The sequence below is a fragment of the Geodermatophilus sp. SYSU D00708 genome (genome assembly GCF_054050115.1).
Genome location: NZ_JBJGYS010000014.1, coordinates 105695 through 129062 on the forward strand (window position 1 = coordinate 105695; position 23368 = coordinate 129062).

General features: G+C 71.7%; 24 protein-coding genes and 1 tRNA gene. 14 read left to right on the forward strand and 11 right to left on the reverse strand.

Going from position 1 to position 23368, the window contains the following annotated elements; all coding sequences use genetic code 11:
- Positions 1 to 126: 126 nt before the first annotated feature.
- From ACI79D_RS13675 to ACI79D_RS13685, 3 genes are all read left to right on the forward strand, one after another.
- Positions 127 to 867, forward strand: a complete 741-nt coding sequence (locus tag ACI79D_RS13675) for an MBL fold metallo-hydrolase (protein ID WP_456918967.1) — start codon at positions 127 to 129, stop codon at positions 865 to 867.
- 60 nt (positions 868 to 927) lie between these two features.
- Complete coding sequence (locus ACI79D_RS13680) at positions 928 to 1881, forward strand: DNA polymerase domain-containing protein (protein ID WP_456918968.1); 954 nt, start codon at positions 928 to 930, stop codon at positions 1879 to 1881.
- Between the two features lie 93 nt (positions 1882 to 1974).
- Positions 1975 to 2460 carry a DUF4262 domain-containing protein gene (locus ACI79D_RS13685; RefSeq protein WP_456918969.1) on the forward strand — a complete coding sequence of 162 codons (486 nt, stop codon included), beginning with the start codon at positions 1975 to 1977 and terminating at the stop codon, positions 2458 to 2460.
- A gap of 132 nt (positions 2461 to 2592) precedes the next feature.
- Here the strand turns inward: ACI79D_RS13685 and bcp are convergent, their stop codons facing one another.
- Positions 2593 to 3093 (reverse strand): thioredoxin-dependent thiol peroxidase, encoded by a 501-nt coding sequence (gene bcp / locus ACI79D_RS13690; RefSeq protein WP_456918970.1) that lies wholly within the window; start codon positions 3091 to 3093, stop codon positions 2593 to 2595.
- Positions 3094 to 3301: 208 nt separating this feature from the next.
- Here bcp and ACI79D_RS13695 point away from each other — a divergent pair, with 208 nt between their 5' ends.
- Positions 3302 to 4015 (forward strand): alpha/beta fold hydrolase, encoded by a 714-nt coding sequence (locus ACI79D_RS13695; RefSeq protein ID WP_456918971.1) that lies wholly within the window; start codon positions 3302 to 3304, stop codon positions 4013 to 4015.
- 30 nt (positions 4016 to 4045) lie between these two features.
- Here ACI79D_RS13695 and ACI79D_RS13700 read toward each other — a convergent pair whose 3' ends face one another.
- Positions 4046 to 4450 carry a YjbQ family protein gene (locus tag ACI79D_RS13700; RefSeq protein ID WP_456918972.1) on the reverse strand — a complete coding sequence of 135 codons (405 nt, stop codon included), beginning with the start codon at positions 4448 to 4450 and terminating at the stop codon, positions 4046 to 4048.
- A 59-nt stretch (positions 4451 to 4509) separates the two neighbouring features.
- On the opposite strand from ACI79D_RS13700, the gene rph reads away from it, so the two are divergent.
- The gene (gene rph, locus ACI79D_RS13705; protein ID WP_456918973.1) at positions 4510 to 5259 is read left to right on the forward strand and encodes a ribonuclease PH; all 750 of its coding nucleotides are present in this window, start codon (positions 4510 to 4512) and stop codon (positions 5257 to 5259) included.
- Entirely contained in the window at positions 5256 to 5867 is a 612-nt protein-coding gene (gene rdgB, locus ACI79D_RS13710; RefSeq protein ID WP_456918974.1) for an RdgB/HAM1 family non-canonical purine NTP pyrophosphatase, read from the forward strand. Before rph ends, rdgB begins: the two co-directional genes overlap by 4 nt.
- A 21-nt stretch (positions 5868 to 5888) precedes the next feature.
- Here rdgB and ACI79D_RS13715 read toward each other — a convergent pair whose 3' ends face one another.
- The 3 genes from ACI79D_RS13715 to ACI79D_RS13725 all read right to left on the reverse strand — a co-directional run bounded on the left by ACI79D_RS13715 (position 5889) and on the right by ACI79D_RS13725 (position 8785).
- Positions 5889 to 6461, reverse strand: a complete 573-nt coding sequence (locus ACI79D_RS13715) for a hypothetical protein (protein ID WP_456918975.1) — start codon at positions 6459 to 6461, stop codon at positions 5889 to 5891.
- Complete coding sequence (locus ACI79D_RS13720; protein ID WP_456918976.1) at positions 6458 to 8530, reverse strand: glycosyltransferase; 2073 nt, start codon at positions 8528 to 8530, stop codon at positions 6458 to 6460. The genes ACI79D_RS13715 and ACI79D_RS13720 overlap by 4 nt, the downstream gene beginning before the upstream one ends.
- A 72-nt stretch (positions 8531 to 8602) precedes the next feature.
- Positions 8603 to 8785, reverse strand: coding sequence for a hypothetical protein (locus ACI79D_RS13725; RefSeq protein WP_456918977.1), 183 nt, complete (start codon positions 8783 to 8785; stop codon positions 8603 to 8605).
- Between the two features lie 206 nt (positions 8786 to 8991).
- On the opposite strand from ACI79D_RS13725, the gene ACI79D_RS13730 reads away from it, so the two are divergent.
- Together ACI79D_RS13730 and ACI79D_RS13735 are read left to right on the forward strand one after the other, a co-directional pair.
- Positions 8992 to 9165, forward strand: coding sequence for a helix-turn-helix domain-containing protein (locus ACI79D_RS13730; RefSeq protein ID WP_456918978.1), 174 nt, complete (start codon positions 8992 to 8994; stop codon positions 9163 to 9165).
- 201 nt (positions 9166 to 9366) lie between these two features.
- Positions 9367 to 11022 (forward strand): DNA methyltransferase, encoded by a 1656-nt coding sequence (locus tag ACI79D_RS13735; RefSeq protein WP_456918979.1) that lies wholly within the window; start codon positions 9367 to 9369, stop codon positions 11020 to 11022.
- Positions 11023 to 11067: 45 nt separating this feature from the next.
- Here the strand turns inward: ACI79D_RS13735 and ACI79D_RS13740 are convergent, their stop codons facing one another.
- Both ACI79D_RS13740 and ACI79D_RS13745 read right to left on the reverse strand, forming a co-directional pair.
- Positions 11068 to 11952: a hypothetical protein gene (locus ACI79D_RS13740; RefSeq protein WP_456918980.1), complete on the reverse strand. Its 885-nt coding sequence runs from the start codon at positions 11950 to 11952 to the stop codon at positions 11068 to 11070.
- A gap of 3360 nt (positions 11953 to 15312) precedes the next feature.
- Positions 15313 to 15393 (reverse strand) — tRNA-Leu (locus tag ACI79D_RS13745).
- A 124-nt stretch (positions 15394 to 15517) separates the two neighbouring features.
- Between ACI79D_RS13745 and ACI79D_RS13750 the strand changes: the two genes are divergently transcribed.
- Positions 15518 to 15748: a DUF3618 domain-containing protein gene (locus ACI79D_RS13750; RefSeq protein ID WP_456918981.1), complete on the forward strand. Its 231-nt coding sequence runs from the start codon at positions 15518 to 15520 to the stop codon at positions 15746 to 15748.
- Positions 15749 to 15845: 97 nt separating this feature from the next.
- Positions 15846 to 16247: a DUF427 domain-containing protein gene (locus ACI79D_RS13755; protein ID WP_456918982.1), complete on the forward strand. Its 402-nt coding sequence runs from the start codon at positions 15846 to 15848 to the stop codon at positions 16245 to 16247.
- 1 nt (position 16248) lies between these two features.
- On the opposite strand, the gene ACI79D_RS13760 is transcribed toward ACI79D_RS13755, so the two are convergent.
- Positions 16249 to 16860, reverse strand: coding sequence for a TetR/AcrR family transcriptional regulator (locus tag ACI79D_RS13760; protein WP_456918983.1), 612 nt, complete (start codon positions 16858 to 16860; stop codon positions 16249 to 16251).
- 152 nt (positions 16861 to 17012) lie between these two features.
- Here ACI79D_RS13760 and ACI79D_RS13765 point away from each other — a divergent pair, with 152 nt between their 5' ends.
- A complete protein-coding gene (locus ACI79D_RS13765; RefSeq protein WP_456918984.1) occupies positions 17013 to 18116 on the forward strand; it encodes an EAL domain-containing protein in 1104 nt (367 codons plus the stop codon).
- A gap of 178 nt (positions 18117 to 18294) precedes the next feature.
- Here ACI79D_RS13765 and ACI79D_RS13770 read toward each other — a convergent pair whose 3' ends face one another.
- Both ACI79D_RS13770 and ACI79D_RS13775 read right to left on the reverse strand, forming a co-directional pair.
- Positions 18295 to 18876 carry a histidine phosphatase family protein gene (locus tag ACI79D_RS13770; protein WP_456918985.1) on the reverse strand — a complete coding sequence of 194 codons (582 nt, stop codon included), beginning with the start codon at positions 18874 to 18876 and terminating at the stop codon, positions 18295 to 18297.
- A gap of 104 nt (positions 18877 to 18980) precedes the next feature.
- On the reverse strand, positions 18981 to 19475 hold the full coding sequence (locus ACI79D_RS13775; RefSeq protein ID WP_456918986.1) for an STAS domain-containing protein: 495 nt from the start codon (positions 19473 to 19475) through the stop codon (positions 18981 to 18983).
- Positions 19476 to 19641: 166 nt separating this feature from the next.
- Between ACI79D_RS13775 and ACI79D_RS13780 the strand changes: the two genes are divergently transcribed.
- Positions 19642 to 20805 carry an acyl-CoA dehydrogenase family protein gene (locus ACI79D_RS13780; protein WP_456919001.1) on the forward strand — a complete coding sequence of 388 codons (1164 nt, stop codon included), beginning with the start codon at positions 19642 to 19644 and terminating at the stop codon, positions 20803 to 20805.
- A gap of 66 nt (positions 20806 to 20871) precedes the next feature.
- Here the strand turns inward: ACI79D_RS13780 and ACI79D_RS13785 are convergent, their stop codons facing one another.
- Complete coding sequence (locus tag ACI79D_RS13785; RefSeq protein WP_456918987.1) at positions 20872 to 21990, reverse strand: NAD-dependent epimerase/dehydratase family protein; 1119 nt, start codon at positions 21988 to 21990, stop codon at positions 20872 to 20874.
- 210 nt (positions 21991 to 22200) lie between these two features.
- Between ACI79D_RS13785 and ACI79D_RS13790 the strand changes: the two genes are divergently transcribed.
- Both ACI79D_RS13790 and ACI79D_RS13795 read left to right on the forward strand, forming a co-directional pair.
- Positions 22201 to 22650 carry a hypothetical protein gene (locus tag ACI79D_RS13790; protein ID WP_456918988.1) on the forward strand — a complete coding sequence of 150 codons (450 nt, stop codon included), beginning with the start codon at positions 22201 to 22203 and terminating at the stop codon, positions 22648 to 22650.
- Positions 22651 to 22899: 249 nt separating this feature from the next.
- Positions 22900 to 23259, forward strand: coding sequence for an MmcQ/YjbR family DNA-binding protein (locus ACI79D_RS13795; protein WP_456918989.1), 360 nt, complete (start codon positions 22900 to 22902; stop codon positions 23257 to 23259).
- Positions 23260 to 23368 lie beyond the last annotated feature (109 nt).

Sequence of the window (23368 nt, forward strand, 5' to 3'; positions counted from 1 at the left end):
AACCGGGTCCTGCCGTGCCCTTCGGGCCGGGGCCTGCTGCGTGCCTCGAGCCGGGTCCTGCTCGGGGCGTGAGCCGCGTCTCCCGGCGACGCCAGCTAGCCTGACCTGCGTGTCTGGGGCGGCTGCGTGAGGCTCACCATCGTCGGGTGTTCGGGCAGCGGCCCCGGGCCGGCGTCCCCCGCGTCGTGCTACCTCGTCGAGCACGACGGGTTCCGGCTGCTGCTCGACCTCGGCAACGGCTCCTTCGGCGCGCTGCAGGCCCTGGCCGACCCGGCCACCGTCGACGCGGTCTTCCTCTCCCACCTGCACGCCGACCACTGCCTCGACGTCGCGCCCTTCGTGGTCTGGCACCGCTACTCGGGCCGGTCCTCCCGCCAGCTGGTGCCCATGTACGCCCCGGTGGGCGCCGAGCGCCGGCTGGCCCTGGCCTACGACTCCGACGGCGAGGGGCTCACCGACGTCTTCGACTTCGTGCCCGTCGGCGCCGGGCAGCTGGAGCTGGGGCCGTTCGAGGCGGAGCTGGCCCGCACCGCGCACCCGGTCGAGTGCTACGCCATCCGGCTCACCGCGGGCGGCCGGTCACTGGTCTACACCGGGGACACCGGCGCCAGCGCGGCCGTCGTCGAGCTGGCCCGCGGCGTCGACGTCCTGCTGGCCGAGGCCGCGCACCCCGACGTCCCGGACCTGCCCCCGGCGCTGCACCTCACCGGCCGGGAGGCGGGCGAACACGCCGCCGCGGCGGACGTCGGCCGGCTGCTGCTCACCCACGTGCCCGCGTGGGTCGACCGCGACGCGCAGCTGGCCGACGCGCGCGCGGTGTTCGCGGCGAGCGAGCTCGTGCAGCCCGGCGCCACGTACGACGTCTGAGCGGGGACCCGTCCCGGGTCGCACTTGCCCGGGCGGGTCGGTCCGGGCACGGTGGGCCGGGTGGTGGACGACGAACGCGACGGCGTGCGGCTGACCAGCCTGGATGCACCGCTGGGTGACGGGCTGGAGGTCACGAAGGGCGACCTCGTCGAGCACCTCGACGCGTTCGCCGACCGGCTGGTGCCGCAGCTGGCCGGGCGCCCGCTGTCGGTGAAGCGCGTCCGGCCCGGCCAGGAGCCGTTCATGCAGCGCAACGTGGCCAAGGGCGCGCCGGAGTGGGTGCGGACGGTCGCCGTCTGGTCCACCGGAGCGCACCGCGAGGTGCACCAGGTCCTCTGCGACGACCGCCGGACCCTGCTGTGGCTGGCCAACCAGCGGGCCGTGGAGTTCCACGTGCCCTTCGTCCGGGCCGGTGAGACCGAGCCGACCGGGATCGTGCTCGACCTCGACCCGCCCGAGGACGCCGGGTTCGACGTCGTCGTCCGCGCCGCCGAGCTGGTGCGCCGGGCCCTGGCCGACTCCGGGCTGGCCGGTGCGGTCAAGACCAGCGGCTCCAAGGGCGTGCACGTCGTCGTTCCGGTGCGCGGGGCGCGGGCGGACGACGCGGCGGCGGCGACCCGGGCGCTGGCGGTGCGGGCCGAGCGGCTCGACCCCGAGCTCGCCACGACCGCCTACATCAAGGCCGACCGGCACGGCCGGGTCTTCCTCGACTCCACCCGGTCCTACTCGTCGACGATCGTGGCGCCCTACAGCCCGCGCATCCGGCCCGGCCTGCCCGTGTCGGCCCCGGTGGCGTGGGCGGACCTCCCGGCCGCCCGCGCCGGCGAGCCCACCGTGCGGACGGCGGCGGAACAGCTGGGGGACGGAGACCGGTGGGCCGAGCTGCTGCCCGAGCCGCAGGAGCTGCCGGCCGACCTGGTCGCCGAGGGGCACACCATCCCGGTGGCCCGGGTGCAGGCGATGCACGAGGGCCGGCGGCGGGCGCGGGCCCATCGCGCGGAGGGTGGGGACTGACGGTTCCGCGCTCCCTCCACAGCCGAGGGCGCCGTCCACAGCCGGACCCGCCGTGGCCCGCACGGGCACCGACCGCCGGCGCAGGCTGCCGGCATGACGATCGATCCGCAGACCACCGCCTGGCTCGACCAGGAGGACGCCCACCTCGCCGGGGTGATCCGGGCGCACCGCTGGGCCGTGACCCACGTGTGGCCGGGCGAGGACGGCGAGGGGCCGTCGTTCGGCTACACGGTCGGGCTGTTCGGCCTCGGCCACCCGGAGAAGGTCGTCGTCGGGCTGGACGCCGACACCACGCACGCGATGCTGCAGCGGGTCGCCGGCGAGGTCGCCGCCGGCCGCGACCTCGTCCCCGGCGAGCTGCTGACCTGGGGCGACCGGGTGAGCGCGCTGTTCGTCGAGGCGTGCCCGAACCCCGGCGAGGTGCTGTTCGCGGCCAACCGCTTCTACCGGAGGCCGCCGGAGCACTCCGTTCCCGCCAACCAGCTGGCCTGGGCGCACAGCGACGGCAGCTTCCCGTGGGAGCCCGGCTACCCGTGCGGCCCCGGCTGCCAGCCGCGACCGGGGTCGTGGCGGGCGTGAGCGGGTCCGCCCGCCGCGAACCCGCTTCTCGCTTCCCGCGGCGGCCGCCATGACGGCCGCGCGCCCGCCATGACGGCCGCGCGCCCGTGCTGCCGGCCGTGGCGCCGGCCGTCGTCCGGCCGGGCCGAGGGGTCAGGCGAGGCCGAGGTCCCGGCGCAGCTTGGCCACGTGCCCGGTGGCCTTCACGTTGTAGGCGGCCTTCTCGATGCGGCCCTCGGCGTCCACGACGAAGGTCGACCGGATCACGCCGATCACCTCCTTGCCGTACAGCTTCCGGGGGCCGTACGCGCCGTAGGCCTTGAGCACCTGCTTGTCGACGTCGGAGACCAGGGTGATGCCCAGGCCCTCCTTCTCGCGGAAGCGCAGCAGCTTCTCCGCGGGGTCCGGCGAGATGCCGATGATGTCCAGCCCCGCCTCGGCCAGCTCCCCGGCGGCGGCGGTGAAGTCGACCGCCTGGGTGGTGCAGCCCGGGGTCAGCGCGGCGGGGTAGCAGTAGACGATCACCCGGCGCCCGCGGTGGTCGGCGAGCGACACCGGGTTGCCGTCCGCGTCGGGCAGCGTGAACTCCGGTGCCGGGTCCCCGGGGGCCAGGCGGACGGGGGCCGTGTCGATGCCGTTGGCGGTGTCGGTCATGCCCGGCATCCTGCCCTGTCCGGCCGACGGGTCTCCACGGGGAGCACCCCGGACGGACCAGCCCCCGGGACGCCTGAGGGGCGTTCCCGCTGGTCGGCGCGGCGAGCCGTGGACGTGCTCCTGGTCACACCGTCCTCTAGAGTGCCCGTCCGGTGGGGCGCTCGCCCGCGGCCACCGGCAACCCCCGAGATCCTGGAGGAGATCCCACATGACCCGGTTCGTCCTGGTGCACGGAGCGTTCGGCGGTGCCTGGTGCTGGGAGCCGGTGGCCGTCGCGCTGCGGCAGCGGGGGCACTCGGTCGTGGCGGTCGACCTGCCCGGGTCCGGCGCCGACCGCACGCCCGTCGACCAGGTGACCCTCGACGCCTACGCCGAGCGGGTGTGCGCCGCACTGACGGCGGACCCGGAGCCGGCCGTCCTGGTCGGGCACAGCATGGGCGGGGTGGTCATCACCCAGGCGGCGTCCCGGTGCCCGCAACAGGTCAGCCGGCTGGTGTACGTCGCCGCCTTCCTCCCGCGGGACGGGGAGAGCCTCAAGGCGCTCACCGAGCTGCCCGAGGGCGCGGGGGACGGCGTGCAGAGCAACATGACCGTGAGCGGCGAGCCGCCCGTCGCGGAGATGTCCCCGCAGGCGGCCCGCGAGGTCTTCTACGGGCACTGCACGGACGAGCAGGCGGACTGGGCGCTGCAGTTCCTCGGCCCCCAGCCAGTGCTGCCGTTCGTCACGCCGGTCGCGCTCGACCCGGCCGTGGCCGACGTCCCCCGGCGGTACGTCCTGTGCACCGCCGACCGGGCCATCCCGCCGGCCCTGCAGCGCCGGATGATCGAGGCCAGCCCGTGTGAGGAGGTCCTCGAACTCGACGTCGACCACTCTCCCTGGCTGTCGGCGACCAAGCCGCTGGTCGACTTCCTGGAGCGCTGACCCGAGCCCGGGGCTCCTGGCTCGACCCCGTCAGCCGGGCAGGAAGGACAGCCGCACCTGTCGCTGCGGGTTGTCGGTGTTGGTGTCGACCAGGCAGATCCGCTGCCAGGTGCCCAGCTCCATGCGCCCCCGAAGCACCGGCACGGTGGCGTGCGGGGGGACGAACGCCGGCAGTACGTGGTCCCGGCCGTGGCCCCGGCTGCCGTGCCGGTGCCGCCAGCGGTCGTCGCGGGGGAGCAGTTCGTCGAGCTGGGCCAGCAGGTCCTCGTCGCTGCCGGAGCCGGTCTCGATGATCGCCACCCCCGCCGTCGCGTGGGGCACGAAGACGTGCAGCAGGCCGTCGGCCTCGCTCCGCACGAACTCGGCGCACTCGTCGGTGAGGTCGACGACGGCCGGCACCCCGCCGGTCCGGACCGCTCGCAGCTCCGATCGCATGCCGGTGATCCTGCCGGGCGGCGGAGGTGACCGCGCGCGGCGCACTACTGTCGGAGCACGTGACGGCGATCCCCGGGAAGACCCGCCCCGACGGCCGGGCGGCCGACCAGCTCCGCCCCGTGACGATCACCCGCAACTGGCTCGACCACGCCGAGGGCTCGGTGCTGGTGGAGTTCGGGCGCACCCGCGTGCTGTGCGCCGCGAGCGTCACCGAGGGCGTGCCCCGCTGGCGCAAGGGCTCGGGCCTGGGCTGGGTCACCGCGGAGTACGCGATGCTGCCGCGGGCCACCCACACGCGCAGTGACCGGGAGTCGGTCAAGGGGCGCGTCGGCGGCCGCACCCACGAGATCAGCCGGCTGGTCGGGCGCTCGCTGCGGGCCTCGATCGACCTGGCCGCGCTGGGGGAGAACAGCATCGCGATCGACTGCGACGTCCTCCAGGCCGACGGCGGCACCCGGACCGCGGCCATCACCGGCGCCTACGTCGCGCTGGCCGACGCCGTCTCCTGGCTCGCCGACCGCAAGAAGCTGGCGAAGAAGACCGCGATCGTGCAGTCGGTCGCCGCGGTCAGCGTCGGCGTCGTCGACGGGCAGCCGCGGCTGGACCTCGCCTACGAGGAGGACGTGCGGGCCGGCACCGACATGAACGTCGTCTGCACCGGCGACGGGAGCTTCGTCGAGGTGCAGGGGACCGCCGAGAACGGCGTCTTCGACCGGGCCACCCTCGACGCGCTGCTGGACCTGGCCGTCGGCGGCTGCGCCGAGCTGACCCGCGTCCAGACCGCGGCCCTGGCGGGGGCCGCCCGGTGAGCACCCGGCTGCTGCTGGCCACCCGCAACCCGGGCAAGCTCGCCGAGCTGCAGCGGCTGCTGGAGACCGCCGTCCCCGGGGTGACCGTGGTCGGCCTGCGCGACGTCGAGGACTACCCGGAGGCGCCCGAGACCGGTGCCACCTTCGCGGAGAACGCGCTGCTCAAGGCGCGGGAGGCGGTGCGCTACACGGGTCTGCCCGCGGTGGCCGACGACTCCGGGATCGCCGTGGACGCGCTCAACGGGATGCCCGGCGTGCTCAGCGCGCGCTGGTCGGGCCGGCACGGCGACGACGACGGGAACACCGCGTTGCTGCTGGGCCAGTTGGCCGACGTGCCCGACGAGCGGCGGGGAGCGGCGTTCGTCTGCGCGGCCGCGCTCGTGACCCCCGAGGGTGCCGAGCGGGTGCTGGAGCGCACCTGGCGGGGGCGGGTCGCCCGGGACAAGCGCGGCACGAACGGGTTCGGCTACGACCCGGTGTTCGTCCCCGAGGGGCTCGAGCTCACCGCGGCCGAGCTGGCCCCGCAGGAGAAGGACGCCCGCAGTCACCGAGGCCAGGCCTTCGCGGCACTGGTCCCGCTGGTCGCCGAACTCCTCGGGCGCGCCTGACCGGCCGCCTCCGGTCGTCGTTCACCGGCTGGCGACCCACTCGACGAACCACAGCGAGAACGACGCGATCGCCGGCGGGAAGGCCAGCACCAGGAAGGCGGCCATCGCGCGGTCGCCGCGGAAGGCGATCCGGCGTCCGGGCCCCTTGGGGCGGTGCCGGCCGGTGATCGGCAGCGGCGTCCGGGCGACGGCGGCCTCCTGGTCGGCGGTCAGCGCGACCGAGCGGGCCGCCTGCCAGGCCTCCACCCGCGTCCAGCCGGTGGAGAACCCGCAGAGTACGGCCAGTGCCGCGGCACCGGCGAGCACCGACGGCAGGCCGACCACCCCGAGCACGACCAGGCCGGCGGCGGCGGCCCCGGCGGTGAAGCCGGCGACGGTGACCGCGGCCAGCACGAACACCGCGCCGAACGCGACCATGAGGATGACGTAGCCGGGCAGCATGGTCTCCAGCCACGACCGGCCGAGCAGCTGCATGAGCGGGACCTCGGCGGCCAGGACCACCGCGCAGACGGTGAACACCCGCCGCAGCGACACCCGCGGCGGCGTGACCGCCCAGTCGGCCCGCGTGCGGGGGGCGGACAGGATCGTGCTCACGCGTGCACCTCCGGGGTCGCGACGTCGTCCTGGGCCACGTCCCGCCACGGCACCTGCCGGGCGGCTGCGGTTGCGGCGTGCCGCCCCGAGCCGGCCGGCACGGGGGCCTGCTCGCGGGCCGGCGCGGCGGCCGCGCCGACGGGCCCGCCCTGGACGTGGGCGGACAGGCCGTGCTGGGTCTTCTCCCAGTAGAACGGCTTGGTCAGCAGCTGCCAGGCGGCCTTGTACGAGGCGATCGAGTGCAGCAGCCAGTACAGCGGCGACAGCAGCGCGAAGGGCACCAGGCCGTAGCTGCGGCGCTTGAAGCCGGCCAGCAGCGACAGGTAGATGATCACGCCGTTGCCGAAGAGCAGGTTGGCCAGGCTGACCAGCGTCAGCCACTCCGGCAGCGCCGGGACGACCGCGCCGGGGAACAGCAGGTCGGTCAGGAACAGCAGGTACAGCCACGGGGTGGCCAGGAACATCAGCGGCGTGCCGCCGATGAGCAGCGCGAAGCCGAGGGTCTGCCGCAGGCCGACGGTGCGCACCAGGCGCAGCGGGTGGCGGGTGTGCACCAGGACCGTCTGCATGTAGCCCTTGATCCAGCGGCTGCGCTGCCGGATCCAGTTGCCGACGGCCATGTTGGCCTCTTCGTAGGTCGTCGAGTTGACGACCGCGACGCGGTGCCCCCGCGCCGAGGCGCGGATGCCCAGGTCGGCGTCCTCGGTGACGTTGAAGGGGTCCCAGCCGCCGAGCTGGCGCAGCAGGTCGGTGCGGAAGTGGTTGCTCGTGCCGCCCAGGGGGATGGGCAGCCGCAGCTTGTCCAGGCCGGCCAGGGTGTAGTCGAACCAGGACGAGTACTCGAGCGTGAACATGCGGGTGAGCAGGTTCTCCCGCGCGTTGAAGTAGTTCAGCGCGGCCTGCACGCACACAAGGTCCTCGCCGCCCTTGCGGAAGGCGATCAGCGCCTTCTTCAGCTGGTCGGGGTCGGGGCGGTCCTCGGCGTCGTAGATGACGACGAACTCGCCGCGGGCGAACGCCAGGCCGACGTTGCACGCCCGGGGCTTGGTCTTGGGCAGCGAGTGCGGGACGACGACGATGCGCACCAGGTCCGGCGGGGCGGCGGCCAGGGCGGCGCTGAGCGTCTCCGGGTCGTCCTCCTCCAGCAGGAGCAGGATCTCCAGCTTCTCGCGGGGGTAGTCCAGCGCGGCGAGGTTGCGCATGAGCAGGCCGACGATGCCCGCCTCCTTGTAGACCGGCACGAGGATCGTGTACCGCGGCAGGTCGGTGTCCCGGAGCGCGGCGACCTCGGCGTCGGTCACCTGCTCGACGGTCTCGTAGGCGGTGCCGACGGTGCTGATCAGCGCCTTGGTCCCGACGGCGAGGGCGACGGCGACGTTCACCGTGGCGACCAGCCAGAACATCGTGGTGGAGAACCACAGGGCCGCGCTGACCAGCGTGCCGACGGCGACGGTCACACCGAGCGCGACCTGCGGCCAGACGAACACCTTGGACGCCGACTCGTCGGGGCGCCGCTCGGCCAGCGAGCGGACCGCGTCGTGGACGAGCTCCTCCCGCCAGACGGTGCGCAGCGCGCGCTGCACGTCCCAGTCGGTGGTGACCACCTGGCGCACCCGCGGGATGCCGGTGCGGGCCACGACCTCCTGGGCGACGTGCGCCGAGGGCCGGCCGGCGGTGGCGACGACGACCTGAAGTTCCCCGTCGGGGGCCTGCTCCACCTGCAGGGGCACCCACACCTCGCGGGCGAGCATCGCCGACGGGAACAGGCGCGCCAGGTCGGCGTCCACCTCGACCGGGTCGACGAAGGCCATGTCCGCGCCCCACACCTCGGCGAGGGCCACGTAGAGCTGGCGGCGGGTCACCAGGCCGCGGGCGAGCAGCACCGCGCCGAGCGGCTCGCCGACGCGCTCGTGCTGGCGGAGGGCGTCGAACAGCTGCGTCTCGGTGAGGACGCCCTGCTCGACCAGGACGTCACCGAGCCGGCGCTCGGGCTGCGGCAGGACCGCGCCGGGGGCCGGGCTGGCGGAGGTGCTGCCGACGGGGGCCGGCTGCGGGGACAGGGTCGTCACGAGGAGGTCGTCGGCACGCCGGCGGCCGAGGTCAAACCGGCCGGCCCGCGGCATCACCCGGAGGGGGGAGGGTCAGCGTGGGGTGGGGGAGAAGCCCAGCCAGTCGAGCAGCTCGCCGTCGGCGTCCGGGTCCCAGGCGCCGGGGTCGTCGGCGCGCAGGGCCGCGCGGGCGCGGTCGACCAGGCCGGTGAGCGTGCCGGGGGCGCGGTGGCGGGCCGGTCGCGGGCGGAGGGTGTCGGGGCGCAGGAGGGTCACGGACACCGGTGTCGGCAGGCCGCGGCCGGTGGCGGAGGCCGGGGCGGGCAGGAGGACCCGATCGGGGGACCGGTGTCGCCCGGGCGGGCTCCCCCCGCCGGGTGACCCGGCGTGGGCTCGACCCGGCGGCAGGCCCCGCCTGAGTGCGGGAGGGCGGAGTCGAACCCCCACGCCCGAAGGCACCAGATCCTAAGCCTGGGGACTGGATGCGGCCGGAGGAATCCAGGCGCTCGCCTCGCGGTTCCCTGAACAGCGAGGATGTGCTCGCCGCGCGCCAGACGCACGACGGCGGGATACCTGCGCCCGGCATCGCAAGACAGCTCGGCGTGAGCAAGGCCACCGTATACCGCGCGCTTTTCTTAGGCGCGCTGGTGAGCTGATGCCGGGCTCGACGCCTGTTGGCTCCTAAGCTGGCGGCTGAGATGGGGGACTCGTTGCGCCCCCGCCAGCCTCGTCCGTCATTGAAGGGCCCCGCGCCCGCGTGCAACAAGCAGTCCTGTCGTACGTGTCCTGTCTACTGCTTCGGGAGCGCCTCGGCGGGACAGGCCGGGCCGGCACGGGCCAGTAGAGAGGTCATAGCGGTGCAGCGAGGCCAGACAGTGCAAGCCGTATTCTGCGTCAAGCAGGACGTGGAAACGCGAGACGATATTCACCTAGCCGTACTGGAGCTGGAGGGACTGCTGGGGAAGCGCCCGGTGCCGCTCTCCCAGGCTAACGGCGTAGGGAGCCTTTCTGGTGCGGCTATCGCGGCCGGCATCCCAGAGGATCACCTGCTCGCGGGGGCGGTCCCCGTAGGCGTAGAGCCCGAGTTGGTCCGTCGACTTGGCATGATCAGCCAGTATTTCGTCCAGGATGGCGGAACCACTCGGTCCGTCGTAATGCACCAGACAGAGTACGAGTTCGGGGCCGGTGCGACCGGTAAGGCAGCGACTACCGCTGCGGGTGGGAGTCGCAGGAAGAACGAGTACCTCACGCACAACTGGCATAAGTACAAGGCCAAGTTCTTCCCGCGGATGGCTCGGGCGCTGATCAACGCTACGACCCCGAATGGGGTCGTTGGGGATCCGTTCGTTGGCAGCGGCACCCTGAATGTCGAAGCCAGCTTGATGGGTCTGGCCAGCGTTGGGCTGGACATCGACCCGCTGTCGGTAGAGATATCCAACTGCAAGCAACTCGGCTTGACGGTGGATGTTAATGTGGCGGATAAGGCGCTTCGGCACCTTCAAGATTCACTACAGGTCTTTGGGTCTGGCTCTCTGTTCAATGAGGTTGACCTGCGCGAAGACATCATGCCCGGCACGGCCACCTTGCCGGAGTTCATCGGACGGAAGCTGGACCGGCCTGTCCGAGATGACATCGAAGCGGACCTGTTCCGGCTCCGGTCGATTATCGCGGCACATCCTGACGAGACAGGCCGTCGCCTGCTCAAGTTGGCACTGAGTCATGCGCTCGCCACCAAAGTCTCGCTTCGATGGATGGGAACCGGTGACAATCGATTTGCACTATCCATCGCCGTGCGGTCCCTGGATAGAATCATGCTGGCGCATATGGCTAAATTGGTCGGCGGGGTGGAGCAACGGGATCGCCTGATAGGAACCGGGGCTCTGGAGCCGGGCATGCTCGGGCGCGCGGACATCTCCCTCGGGGATGCTCGCTCGATTCTGTGGGCCGACGAGAGCTTGGCCGGCGTGGTGACAAGCCCTCCCTACCTTCCGGCGGCGTCTGGCCGGGAGACGTACCTCCGGAGCCGGGCCTGCTCCCTAACCGGCACAGGTCTGCTTACCGAACAAGAGATCCTCACTCGGGAGACCGAGATGGTCGGGAGCATCCTTCGTGGCGCCGACCCAGCAAGCCGGGGACTGCCTCCGAGCGTTCGTGAGCTTGTGGAGTGGATGCTGCCTCAGCGCGCGAGGAAGCCCAAGGCTTTGCCGACGGCCGCCTACTTTCTCGATATTGCCGCTTCGCTCAAGGAAATCGGTCGGGTGCTGCAGTCAGGGGGGCGGCTCGCCATGGTCTTGAGCGCTGAGCATGTGTTCTACGACCTCGTGAGTCGGAATATCGTCAGGGTTCTGGACATGCCCGCGATCGTCGAGCAACTTATCGCCGACCCGGTCAATGAAATCCCATTGAGGATCGACGAAGTAGTTCGCATCCAGTTGCCAAAGATGGACTATGCTGCACGCCCGGCGTCGAAGGGTAATTACTCTGAGGCGATCTTGATCGCACAGAAGACGTAGCACGGAGCGGGGCCTGCCGGGTGCTTCCGGCAGGCCCCGCTACGTTCAATCGTCCTCGTCGCTCTCGTCGCCGGCGAACAAGTCGTCAATCAAGACTTCGGTGTTGACCGAATCGTCCGGATACGGCTCGTTGACGAGTGGAAGAAGCGCCTCGACCTGAGCGTCGTTGATGATGTTGCGACTTAGGCCGTAGATGGCGTCAAGGAGCCAGACTGATTCTTGACCCGGCCACGTCATTCTCACGCTGGCAAGTGGTTGTAGGTAATGCTCATGGTGCGTCTCAGCGAAAAGGTTGCCGAAGAGTACCGTCTTGACCGCTTGCATGCGGCACCCCTTTTTTAAGCGATCAAATAGCATCGCCTGAGCGAAGCCCTTCTTGATGTCATCCGTGCGGTCGATGCCCGGCAGGCTCTTGGTGTTGTCGACCCGCAGTTGGATGCGCCTGCCGGACGCATCGGTGGTCTCAATGTTCCCGCAACCGAATCGGTGCCACCGGGTCGAGGGCCGCTCAAGGTTGAAGCTGCGGTAGCCTTCCAAGTGCTGTTTCCAAGCCCCCAAGATAAGGTCGACAGCATTTGCGTCCTGCGCGATGGCAAGAAAATCCTCGAAGGGCCAAATGTCCGAGGTAGGGGGATGAAGGGCTAAGGTTGCAGGGCCGCCTTCTGCGGCGCCGATAAAAAGGCCCCAGTCGCGTGAGTTCGCAGGTTCCTCAACCCAGAGGTGCTCTTCGGCGAGAGGGTCGCACATTGCGACGATCGGAAAGGCCACCAGGGGACTGGCCTTAATCTCCCCCAGCAAGAGAAGTCTGTCGGTCGAGATGACCATGTCAAACTCGCCCCGGTGTCCGCCGCCAGCGGCAAAGTGTGCTGGCTCACCGACAAGGTGCTCGACCAGGAGGCGGATGATGAATGCGCCAAAATCGCCAATCATGCGTCCCCCCGGACGGCTCAGTAGGGCTCCGTGGGCGTATCGCCTGTTGCCCTTGATCGTCGCGCCGGGTAGATAGCAGGATTTGGGAGCGACGCCATCCGCTACGCATCGCGGGCACATCCAAACGTATGGGAAGAAGGCTTCCGAAGAAGCGCCGTCCTCGTGTGGGTGAACAATCGCGTGCGATACTACAGAGCCTGTCTCGGCGTCTCGGATCTGCTGTGCGTAGAGCCCAGACATCAGGAAATCAAAGAGGGCCGGCAGGGTGATTCGTTGGTCTGAGTGTTGCGAACCTCGGGCCGATTCAAGCCAAGAGTCGATGATTCGTTCGAGAAGTTCGACCGTCCGTCTCGGAGACGCGAAGGGTAGCGAACCCGAAAGATCGCCCGGTCGCGTGAATGATGTGTTTTCATAGAGGGCTCTGGCAAGCACCTGGTGAGCTGCACAGCCGGACCTGTGGACGCAATCGGTGCACGGGTTGGGGGGTGTCGGACCTCTCGACGGCCTTGGGTTAGACGCCACCCCGGCCCCCTGGACCGCTGCCTTGGTTTCGTCTGCTGCGCTCCGCAATGCCTGACGCTCTGAGGCCGCGGAGATCCTTGTTCGCTCGCTCTCGGGCCATTAGTTCCGCTGGGTCCGGGTGGCCAGCGATCTTGCGTTGATTCTCGACCTCCTCTTCGTAGGTCAACATCGCATAGTCGAGCACGCCAGTTGACAGGATTATCTCGCCGCTTCGGACGACGTGGTAGCGGCCATCGTCGGGCACGTCCGGGGTGCCCTGCCGGACCGCGACGGGGTAGCGTCGGTGAGCCTTTTCGTACGGCACAACGTCCTCCTTGCCTCTGGATGGAACCTACCCCGGCAGGGCAGCGATCCTGAGCAGGTGGTCCCAGCTGCGTTGCGAAGGCGCCGGCCTGCGTGGGCAGTGCACCGCCTGCTTGGGGCCGCTGATCCGACTTGGGAGCGGCTGCAGGTTCTCGGTGAAGGTGGGTATGTGGCCTGAAGGTTCTCCTGGGTGGCCGCACCGTTGCGGACGCCACACCCGCGGTCTGCGGGCGGTCGGACCGGTGTGGAGCCTTTGCGCACTCGGTGTTCAGCGAGATTGCTGATTTGCCGCGCACTCTCGAAGTCTTGCCGTGGGCGCGCACCAAGTCGGAAGCCAAGGTGGAGCTTACTCAAAATGTGGGACGAACTCTTCGCACGCCTAGTCCGCTAGGCCCTAGTCATCATGACAGGTGGCCAGAGTCACTTGACCTGCTTCCCGAGGCCGTCGTAGTAGAGGGTAAGCCGTGAGCCTCATTCCGCCGACCGAGCGGCCTTAGGGCCCGTCGAGATGCTCGACGTCTACCTTTCACGACGGGCCCGCGGCTCTTCTCGCTGCGGCTACAGAGCTGCCATTCTGGATGATCGCCGTGTGTGTCGACGAGGATGAAGATACATACCTTTCTGTATCTGATGGTGAGCAAGAAGCGATTCTCGGCCTTAAGGTGGGGCGCCATCAATCTCCGTGAGGGATTGTCGATTCTTCTGCTAGGGTTTGGGTCGCTCTCGCCGACTTCGCCGAAGATGACCCCGACAACCAGGTGGCCCGCGTGGGGCCGGCAGACATCCCTGACGAGTGGCTACCGTTACCCGATGCGCACATCGGAATCGCAACTGAGACGCGGCCGGCTTTCACCTTTCAAGAGCTGATTTGTGACGGTACTGATGGTCTTCGCATGGCGGGTGGGACTGAACTGCATTCGAGCGGGGCGACCATCACGGAACTGCCCCTTCGGGACGTGGGCCGGATTGCGGAGTCCTTGCATCGACTTCACTTCTGTCGCAGAAGAGTTGAGCCGAAAATACTCGCTGTTGGCGATCGAGTCTGCGTCGGCTTCCTCGGCCGCAGACTCTTCCGGCGAGCGTTCACTGGATGAGCCTTCGTTTTAGCCTCCGACGTCCGAATGCGGCTCGTCATGGTTTGGCTCTGCGTCGAATCGGCCGTCGAGCGGTTGCGACGAACAATCGATCGAAGTCTCAGCGGAAAGTCGGGAGCATCTCTTGCGGGAGGACTCACGGACGGTAGCCATCAGGCCTTACGGCGTACAACGTCAAGGTGCGAGAACCAAGCGGAGATCTCCCTGGGCATGCGAAAGAGCATCTCCGCCTTTCCATTGGCTCCGGGAGAGGGCTGCTGCCAAGCCTCGATGGGTCGGCGCTTCCTTCCGAGTAGGCCAGCCGTGACGCGACTTTATCGGGCAGGCGCGCTACCGAGAGCCGGACAACCGGGCCCCCGCCGGTGAACAGGCCTTCGCCACCAAGGTGGAGGCAGACCGCTAACTGACCGACGTGGAGCATGCCCTGCACCGAGGGACCTGGGCGGACCCGAAGCTGCGCGGGCAGACGCTCGGTGACTACGCCGACGGGTGGCTGGCCTACCATCCCTCGCTATCCGAACGCGGGTGCTGTACGGCGACCTCCTGTGACTGCACATCAAGCCGCGACTCGTCGGGATGCCGCTCGGCTCGGCCACTCCGGCTGACGTACTGCGGTGGTACAAGGGCGGGTCGGAGGGCACGGGGAAGTCGAGCCCGCCAGGCGCATGGACTGCTGCGTTCCGTCCTCGGCACGGCTGTTCGGGGATGGGCTACTGGCGTTCAATCCCTGCCAGATCAGCAGGGCCGGTACGACGAGGAACCCCGAGCGGCCCTACATGAGCCACGAGCATGCCCGCTCACTTGTGGAGGCCTGCTAAGCCACGCGACCGTCGCCGGGCCGGTGACGCTGCTCGCTCACCTGAGGCTGGGTGAGCTGCTGGCGCTGCGTCGGGCGGACGTCGACCTGGAAACGGGGGTGCTGCTCGTCAGGCACGCCGTCACGCACACCAGGGCGTGGCCAGTCGTCAAGGCACCAAGACGGGGCCGGCTCGGACCGTCGTCCTACCGCCGGAGGGGCTGGAAGCTCTACGGATTCACATGGCCGACACCTTCGCGCTGCCCTCCGCGCCGCTCTTCTTGCACCCCGAACGGCCGGCCCTTGTCGTGCGAGCACGTGCGGTCGGCCGGGGAGGCCGCGCGTTCCCGGGCGGGCATCCCGGACTACCACTGGCACGACCTGCGGCACGCCGTCTGACCTGGTACGCGCAGGGGGCGCCACCCTTCGCGAGCTCAGGCAGCGCGGTGGACACAAGACCAGCTCCGCGGCGCTGATCTGCCAGCAAGCTGCCGAGGGCGCGCAAGGCAATGCTGGCCGGGCGGCTCACACTTAGGCCAGCGGTCTCTACCCCCGCAGAGGACACGGCTATGTAGTGGCATGCCCGCTGCGGAGCAAGCGAAGTAGGGACGGCTGGCCGCGCATTCGCCTAGGTCCAACCTTGAGTGCGGGAGGGGGGAGTCGAACCCCCACGCCCGAAGGCACCAGATCCTAAGTCTGGCGTGGCTGCCGTTACACCACTCCCGCGCGGGTGCCGAGTCTAGGAGGCGGTGGCGGGGGAGCAGTCCCGGCCACGCGGGGTCGCCCGTGCGGGTGGCCCCGGCCCGACGGGAACGCGCTGGTTCACGCGCCGTCTGGCAGGCTGTCGCCCGTGCCTCGCGACCCTCGACAGATCCAGCTGGAGATCGACGCCGCCCGTGAGTCCCTGGCGGCCACCCTCGACCAGCTGGTCTACCGGAGCAGCCCGCAGCGCCTCAAGGCCAAGGGGCAGGCCGCCGCCCAGTCGTTCCTGCAGACGCCGGCCGGCATGGCCGTCGTCGGCGGGTTCGGCCTGCTGATGACGCTGGTCATCGTGCAGAAGGTCCGGCACCGCAACGGCTGACGTGCGCGGCCCGCGGCCCGACCCGGTCGGTCCGGGGCAGGAGTCGGTCTGGGACTACCCCCGCCCGCCCTCGGCCGAGGTGACGGGGCGGCGGATCGTGGTCGAGCTTGGCGGCCGGGTGCTGGCCGCGACCGACCGGGCGGTGCGGGTCTGCGAGACCAGCCACCCGCCGGTCTACTACGTCCCCCGCGAGGACGTCGCCGACGGCGTCCTGCAGCGGGCGGCGGGCTCCTCCCTGTGCGAGTGGAAGGGCGCCGCCACCTACTGGGACGCCGTCGTCGACGGCCGCCGGGTTGCGGCCGTCGGTTGGTCCTACGAGGACCCGGCCCCGCGGTACGCGCTGCTCCGCGGGGCGATCGCCTTCTACCCGGGCCGCGTCGACCGGGCGCTGGTCGACGGCGAGCCCGTCCGCGCCCAGGCCGGCGGCTTCTACGGCGGCTGGATCACCGACGAGGTCGCCGGCCCCTTCAAGGGGGAGCCGGGGACTCTCGGCTGGTGAGTCAGGACGCCGTCGGCCGCGCGTTCTCGACCAGCGGCATCACGACGACCTCGAGCACCCGGTCGACGTACTCGTCGTCCACCGGCTCGCCGGTGAGTAGCCACCGCTGCACGATGAGCGCGCTGGTGGCCTCCGCCGTGACCGACTGCGCCAGGCCGGGGCCGACCTCGCCGCGGGCCTCGGCGCGCGCCCACATGTCGGCGTAGACCCGCCGCCAGACGGCCAGTGGACCGTTGCGGAAGGCCTCGACCAGCGCCGGCTGGTACTGCATGGCCGGCAGCAGCGACCGGATGGCGGCCCCGGCGGGGCTCTGGGTGGCCTCGGCGACCACGTGCATCATCGCGCGGAGGTCGCCCTCGATGCTGCCGGTGTCGGGCGGGGCGGCGACGAACTGGTTGAGGTCGGAGATCGTGTCGACGACCAGGTCCTGCTTGGTCCGCCAGCGACGGTAGATCGTCGCCTTGCCGACGCCGGCCTCCGCAGCGACAGCGTCCATCGTCAGCGCCCCGTAACCGACCTCGGCCAGCAGGCGCAGGATGGCCGCCCGGATCACGCCGTCCCGGCTGGGGTCCCGGGGACGGCCACCCCGGGTGGAGCGAGACGCGTCAGTCATGTGGAGAGCGACCATGGGGTTGACCTTAGACATTCAAGTTGGTGACGGCCGACAGGCATGCAACGTGTGCGTTCAGGATCCGGTTCCGGCACGGGATCGGGACGCCAGCGCGCCTGTGCGGGGGCGCGCGCCCGCTGGGTCATCCTGCAGGGGTGGCGAGCACCCTCCCCGGAGCCCGGCGACGGGAGTACTGGCACGTCCCCGGCCACGCGAACCGCGTCCTCCTGGGCAGCACGGACGAGCACCTGCTGGCGGCGGTGGCCCGCGCCGCGCGGGCGCTCGGGCTGTCGGTGTCGGCGGCGACGGACCTCCTCGACCTCACCGACGAGGAGGGTGAGCGCGGCATCGAGCGGCTGTTCCGGCGGCTGGCCCGCGAGCTGACCACCGCCGAGGCCGACGGGGTGCGGGTGGTGACCGACCCCCCGGCGGAGCGGAGCGCGCTCACCGCCCGGCTGCTGACCGCACCCCCGCTCGGCGTGGAACTCGCCCGCCGCGGCGTGACCGCGGACATCGGGCTGCTCGCCGAGGCCGAGCTGTGGTCGGCCTACCAGCCGATCGTGCGGCTGGCCGACCGGCGGGTCGTCGCCCACGAGGCGCTGCTGCGTGGCCTGGTCGACGGCCGGGAGGTCGGCGGCGGGGACCTGTTCTTCGTCGCGGAGTCCGCCGGCTGGCTGGCCCGGCTGGACCGCATCGGCCGCGAGACGGCGATCGCCGGCGCGGCGCCCTGGCTGGGGGACGCCGACCTGTTCGTCAACTCCCACCCCGCCTCCGTCCACCGGCCGGAGGTGGCCCTCGCCGGCACCGAGCAGGCGCTGCACGACGCCGGCATCGACCGCGGGCAGCTGGTGGTCGAGGTCGGCGAGGTGTCGGCGGTGTCCGATCGCGGGCACCTGCTCTCGGTGCTCGAGCACCAGCGGTCGCTGGGGTGGCGGATCGCCCTGGACGACGTCGCCGCGGGCTGGTCGAGCCGGGAACTGCTGGTCACCGTCCGGCCGGACGTGGTCAAGCTCGGCAAGGCGCTGGTCCAGGCCCTGCCGGACGACGGCGCCCGCACGATGGTGCGGTCGGTGGTCGAGCTGGCCCACCGGTTGGGTGCGCTGGTCGTGGCCGAGGGGGTGGAGGACGAGCAGGTCGCCGAGGAGGTCGAGGAGCTCGGTGCCGACCTCGGGCAGGGCTGGCTGTTCGGCCGGCCGGTCACCCCGAGCGCGGCGCGGAGCGGGCCGGCCGGCCGGCCCGTTCCCGGGACCGCCCGGTGATCCTCGCGTGATCACGAGCACAGCGTGCGCGCGGCGACCTCGTCGAGCGCGGGCACGACGGCGCGAACCGGGGGGTCCGAAGGGCCCTGTCCCCCGCGTGTCGCGGCGGTGTGCCGCCGTACCCGTCGTCACACCCCGGGAGGACGCCTCCGCCCCGCTCGCATGACGAGGGAGGTGGTCAGTGCAGGCCCCAGCCGGTGAGGACCGGACGGCGGTGCTCGTGGCCGAGGACGCCGTACGAGCCGGCCGGCAGGGCCAGCAGCGAGCCGGCGGCCGGCTCCAGGCCGAGCCAGCGCGCGGTGAGGATCCGCAGGACGTGCCCGTGGGCGACCAGCATGACGTCGCCGTCGGCCAGCAGCGGGCGGGCCCGCTCCAGCACGCGGTCCACCCGCTTGCCGACGTCGGCCAGCGACTCGCCGGGGGTGTCGCCGGCGATCGCGCCGTCGACCCAGATCGACCACGGCCGGCCCAGCTCCTCGCTGATCGCCGCCGTCGTCCGGCCCTCGTAGCCGCCGTAGTCGAGCTCGACGAGGTCCTCGTCGGTGCCGGTGGGGGTGAGCCCGGCCAGCTCGGCCGTCCGGCGGGCCCGCAGCCGGGGGCTGACCCACACCGCGGCGAAGGTGCGGCCCTCGAAGACGCCGGCCAGCCGCCGCGCCTGCTCCTCGCCCTCGGGCAGCAGGGGGAGGTCGGTGACGCTGGTGTGCTGGCCGCTGAGGCTCCACTCCGTCTGTCCGTGCCGGAGCACGACGATCTCGCCCATCGGACCTCCTGGCTGTCTCGGCGGTCCCATCCTGGAGGGGCGGCCACGTCGTCCGCGACCTCGGGCGCCGCGTGGTCGCGGGGAGCGCCGGCCGATCGGCGCCGTCAGCGCCAGCGGCGCAGGGTCCCCAGCCGCAGACGGTGCCGGCGCAGCCGCTCCTCGGCCCGCCGCGCCGCCCGCACCGGGCGGGTGACCGCGGACCGGGCCGGGGCGACGCCGACCGGTGCGGGCAGCGCGGCGGGGACCACCGTCCTGAACGGCCGCACCGGGTCCTCGCCGGCGAGCGGGCCGTCGAGCTCGAGCCGGTCGGCGAGCCCGGCGGCCCGCACGAGCCGCCGGGTGGCCGCCGGTGCGCCGACGACCCGGCACTGGCGCCCGGCCGGGACCAGGTCGGCGGTGAAGACGGTGAGCGCGTGCAGGGCCGAGGAGTCCCGGAATCGGGTGCCGGCCACGTCCACGACCACCCGGCGGGTGCCCAGGGCGGCGGCCTCCTGGAGGGCGGTGGTGAGCCGGTCGACGGTGGTGGTCTCCGCGTCGCCGGTGACCCGGACGACGACCTGGTCGGGAGCTGGGACGAGCGCGACTCGCAGGTGCGGCACGGACACTCCGGCGGTTGGTGCGAGCCCCCAAGCGGTTTCGGGGGGCTGCCGTCGACGCTAGTGCGGAGCCGCCCGTTCCCACAACAGGGAGTGGTCAGGTGACTGCACTGCGCGCCGGGCGTGTCGCGGCGACCCGCCGGAGCGGCCCAGGTCGGTGGGCGGCACGATGGCCGGCGTGGACGCCGAGGACTTCAGGCAGGTCGTGGACGCCGTCCGGCACCTGGTCCGTGAGGTCGTGGTCCCGCTGGAGGAGCGGATCGAGGACGAGGACCGCATCCCCGACGAGCTGCGCGCCCGCATCGCCGACATGGGCCTGTTCGGCTACGCGCTGCCCGAGGAGTACGGCGGCCTGGGCGTCACCATGGCCGAGGACGTCGAGCTGGCCTTCGAGTTCGGCTACACCACGCCCGCGTTCCGGTCCCTATTCGGTACCAACAACGGCATCGCCGGCCAGGTGATCGCCAAGTTCGGCAGCGCCGAGCAGAAGCAGGCCTACCTCCCGCGGTTGGCGTCGGGCGAGCTGATCGGGTCCTTCGCCCTGACCGAGGCCGAGGCCGGCTCGGACCCGTCCGGCCTGCGCACCAGCGCCCGCAGGGACGGCGACGGGTGGGTGCTCACCGGCAGCAAGCGGTACATCACCAACGCGCCGCTGGCCGACCTGTTCGTCGTCTTCGCCCGCAGCGACCCCGAGGAGCGGGGCGGTCGCGGGATCTCCAGCTTCGTCGTCGACGCCACCACGCCCGGGGTCACCGTCGGGCCCAAGGACCGCAAGATGGGGCAGGCCGGCGCCTGGACCGCCGAGGTCTTCTTCGACGACGCCCGCGTGCCCGCCGGCGCGCTGGTCGGTGAGGAGGGCCGCGGCTACTCGAAGGCGCTCACCGTCCTCTCGCGCGGCCGGCTGCACATCGCAGCGCTCTGCGTCGGGATGGCCCAGCGGGTGCTCGACGAGTCGGTCGCCTACGCGGCCACCGCGCGCCAGGGCGGCGCGCCGATCGGCCGGTTCCAGCTGGTGCAGGCGCACCTCGCCGACATCCATGCGGAGCTGCTCGCCGGGCGGGCGATGGTCCGCGACGTCGCCGTCCGCTACGACACCGGTGAGGACACCTCGATCGGCCCGTCGTCGGCCAAGCTCTTCTGCACCGAGATGGTCGGCCGCGCCGTCGACCGGGCGGTGCAGGTCCACGGCGGCCTGGGCTACCTGCGCACCACCCCCGTCGAGCGGTTCTACCGCGACGCCCGCCTGTACCGGCTCTACGAGGGGACCAGCGAGGTGCAGCGGGTGATCATCGGCGGCGGGCTGCTCCGCGCCGCGGGCATGCCCAGGGAGTGAGCCGCTCTCGGCCCTCCTGCAGGGTCCCGCCGCGAGCTCGTGAGCGGTGGAGGGCGGGAGGACCTCCTAGTTGGCCCGCGGGCCGGGCGCGTTGGCCGGGTCGCCGTCGGGGTCGCGCTCGGGGCCGCCAGCGGGGTGCAGCAGCGCCCCGGGCGCGCCCTCGCCCCGGCCCATCGCCGCCACGAACTGCGCGAGCACCTCGTCGCCCCGGTGGAACGGCGCCCAGTCCAGCAGCCGGCGCGCCCGGGTGGTGTCCAGGGCCGGCGCCTGCGTGCCCAGGTCCAGCCAGCCGGGCTCGGTCGGCACGAGGTGCGCGGTGAACGCGGCCGTCAGGGCCACCCGCAGCACGACGGCCGGCACCGGCACCCGCGTGGCGCCCAGGGTGCGGGCGATGTCGTCGGCGTCCATCACCGGCTGTGCGGCCAGGTTGAACGGGCCGGGCGCGCGGCGGTCGAGCACCCGGCCGAGGGCGTCCGCGACGTCGTCGGCGTGCACGAACCCGACGCGCACCGAGGGCAGGGGGAGGGGCAGCAGCCGGGCGACCGCGCCGGGCAGCAGCCGCGCCGCGCCGAACAGCAGCGGGCCCAGGAAGTACCGGCCGATCTCGCTGCTGGCCTCCGGCTGCAAGACCAGCGTGGGGCGGACGACGGTCAGCGTGGTCTCCGGGCGCCGGCCGAACACCTCGCGGACCACCCGCTCGGCCTCGGACTTGTCCCGGCTGTACTGCGACGAGGGGATGCCCGTGGTGGGCCAGTCCTCGGCGACCTCCCGGCCGCCGGCGCCGGGGGCGTACGCGCCCAGCGAGGACATGTGGACGAAGTGCTGCACCCCTGCGGCCGCGGCGGCCCGGGCGACCCGGCGGGTGCCCTCGACGTTCACCCGGCGCAGCCGCTCCGGCTCGCGCCCCGGCTGCAGCGCCCAGGCGAGGTGGACGACGGCGTCGACGCCGTCCAGGAACGGGGTGAGCTCGTGCTCGCTGCGCGTCTCGCCGAGGTCGGCCAGGTGCCAGCGCACGCCGTCGTAGGGCGGGGTGCCCGGCGGTTGGCGCCGCGCCAGGCCGCGGATCTCGGCCACGCCGCTGGAAGGGGCGGTGAGCCGGCGCAGCAGCGCGGTCCCGACGTTGCCGCTGGCCCCGGTGACGGCGACCTTCAGGCCCTGGAGGTGGTCGCGGGACGGTTCAGCCATGCAGGGCGGCTACCCGCCCGGCGGCGGGTGTACCCGGGACTGTCCCGGGCGGTCCCGTGGTGGTCGGGGCCTCGCCCCCGGCTCTGTCCCCGAAGGCGGCCTCAGGGACGCCGGGATGCGCAGACAGTCCCTCACCTACGTGATCATCCCCAGCCGTGACGAAGATGCCGAGGTCGAGAGGGCTGGGAGGGCAAGTAGGAGGGCTCGCACGTGAGGGCCGATGAGGAACCCGTGCCGGTGGGCCTGCCCACGCTGCGCGCATGGCGTCGCACCGGCCTGCTGTTGAGTGGGGCGGCGTTGGCCTGCTTCGCCGGTTTCATTGCAGCCACCGTCGCCAGCGACGCCCGGCCCCTTGCAGCGGTCCCGGGCGTGGCCGCGTTCGTGTGCGCACTGCTCGCGCTCGGCTTCCTACGGCGAGCCTGGTCTGACCCAGGTGTACGGCACGCCCCTCGGGTAATCCGTGCCCGGCGGCTGTCCGAGGCAACGATGACTGCCTGGACGATCGCCATCATCCCCCATTGGATCTCCGCGGTGTCGCCGAACTCGGCGGAGAGCCTCCGCTGGCTCTCCGCCGTGTCCTTCGTCCTCGGTTGCGTTGCCGTTGCGGCCTTCATCGCGATGCTCGCTGTGGCCGTTCGGTGCAACCCGCAAGCGCGCTGACGGCCCGGAGGGTGTCCCGGAGTGGGCCGCTTGGAGACACCATCGACGGCTCGCCCAGGGGGTGGCCTCGGCACCCGCCTCTACACACCGGTGACCGCGACAACCGATGACTCCGGCCCGCGGTCGCAGTCCATCCCGTGTGCGCGACGCTGGAGGAGCGGACCTGATGGACACAACCGAGGAGACCATGTCGTCGGTCATGGACGGCGTGTGGACAGGTGACCCGCCGACCACGACGGACGCTCTGACATGGCCGTGATCGAGGACGTTCGGCCGCTGGGCACTGAACTGGAGCGCTCGTACCAGGTCTACGTACGAGGCAGACTGAAGTTCCGCGTCAAGCAGATCGTCTACGTGGCGTTCTCCCTGGATGAGCGCGGAATGGGCTTCGCGTTCCCCAGGGAGGAGCGGGAGTCGCTCGTTCTGAGCGAGCCGCACAAGTTCCAGATGCCAGCGGCGTCGGATGTGCGCTTCAACTGGGTCCATGCCGACCTTGCTGCGTTGGACCCGACCGAAGCGCGCGAGCTCGTCGTCGACGCTTGGCGCGCGGTCGTCCCCACGAAGCTCTCCGCCGCCTACGATCTCAGCCATCCCATGGGCCCGGGCTGAAGTCTGATCTCTGTGACGACTCTGCCCTGCTCGGGCGCCCGAGCAGGCTTCTTTCGACCGTGGGCCCAGCGGCGCAGACGCGACAGTCGCCGAGCACGGAGCGACCCTG

Coding starts and splice junctions, on each gene's coding strand:
- ACI79D_RS13685 (WP_456918969.1), top strand. CDS start 1,975: ATGACGATCGATCCGCAGACCACCGCCTGGCTCGACCAGGAGGACGCC.
- bcp (WP_456918970.1), bottom strand. CDS start 3,093: ATGACCGACACCGCCAACGGCATCGACACGGCCCCCGTCCGCCTGGCC.
- ACI79D_RS13695 (WP_456918971.1), top strand. CDS start 3,302: ATGACCCGGTTCGTCCTGGTGCACGGAGCGTTCGGCGGTGCCTGGTGC.
- ACI79D_RS13700 (WP_456918972.1), bottom strand. CDS start 4,450: ATGCGATCGGAGCTGCGAGCGGTCCGGACCGGCGGGGTGCCGGCCGTC.
- ACI79D_RS13730 (WP_456918978.1), top strand. CDS start 8,992: ATGCGGCCGGAGGAATCCAGGCGCTCGCCTCGCGGTTCCCTGAACAGC.
- ACI79D_RS13740 (WP_456918980.1), bottom strand. CDS start 11,952: ATGATTGGCGATTTTGGCGCATTCATCATCCGCCTCCTGGTCGAGCAC.
- ACI79D_RS13760 (WP_456918983.1), bottom strand. CDS start 16,860: ATGACTGACGCGTCTCGCTCCACCCGGGGTGGCCGTCCCCGGGACCCC.
- ACI79D_RS13770 (WP_456918985.1), bottom strand. CDS start 18,876: ATGGGCGAGATCGTCGTGCTCCGGCACGGACAGACGGAGTGGAGCCTC.
- ACI79D_RS13780 (WP_456919001.1), top strand. CDS start 19,642: ATGGCCGGCGTGGACGCCGAGGACTTCAGGCAGGTCGTGGACGCCGTC.
- ACI79D_RS13785 (WP_456918987.1), bottom strand. CDS start 21,990: ATGGCTGAACCGTCCCGCGACCACCTCCAGGGCCTGAAGGTCGCCGTC.
- ACI79D_RS13795 (WP_456918989.1), top strand. CDS start 22,900: ATGGCCGTGATCGAGGACGTTCGGCCGCTGGGCACTGAACTGGAGCGC.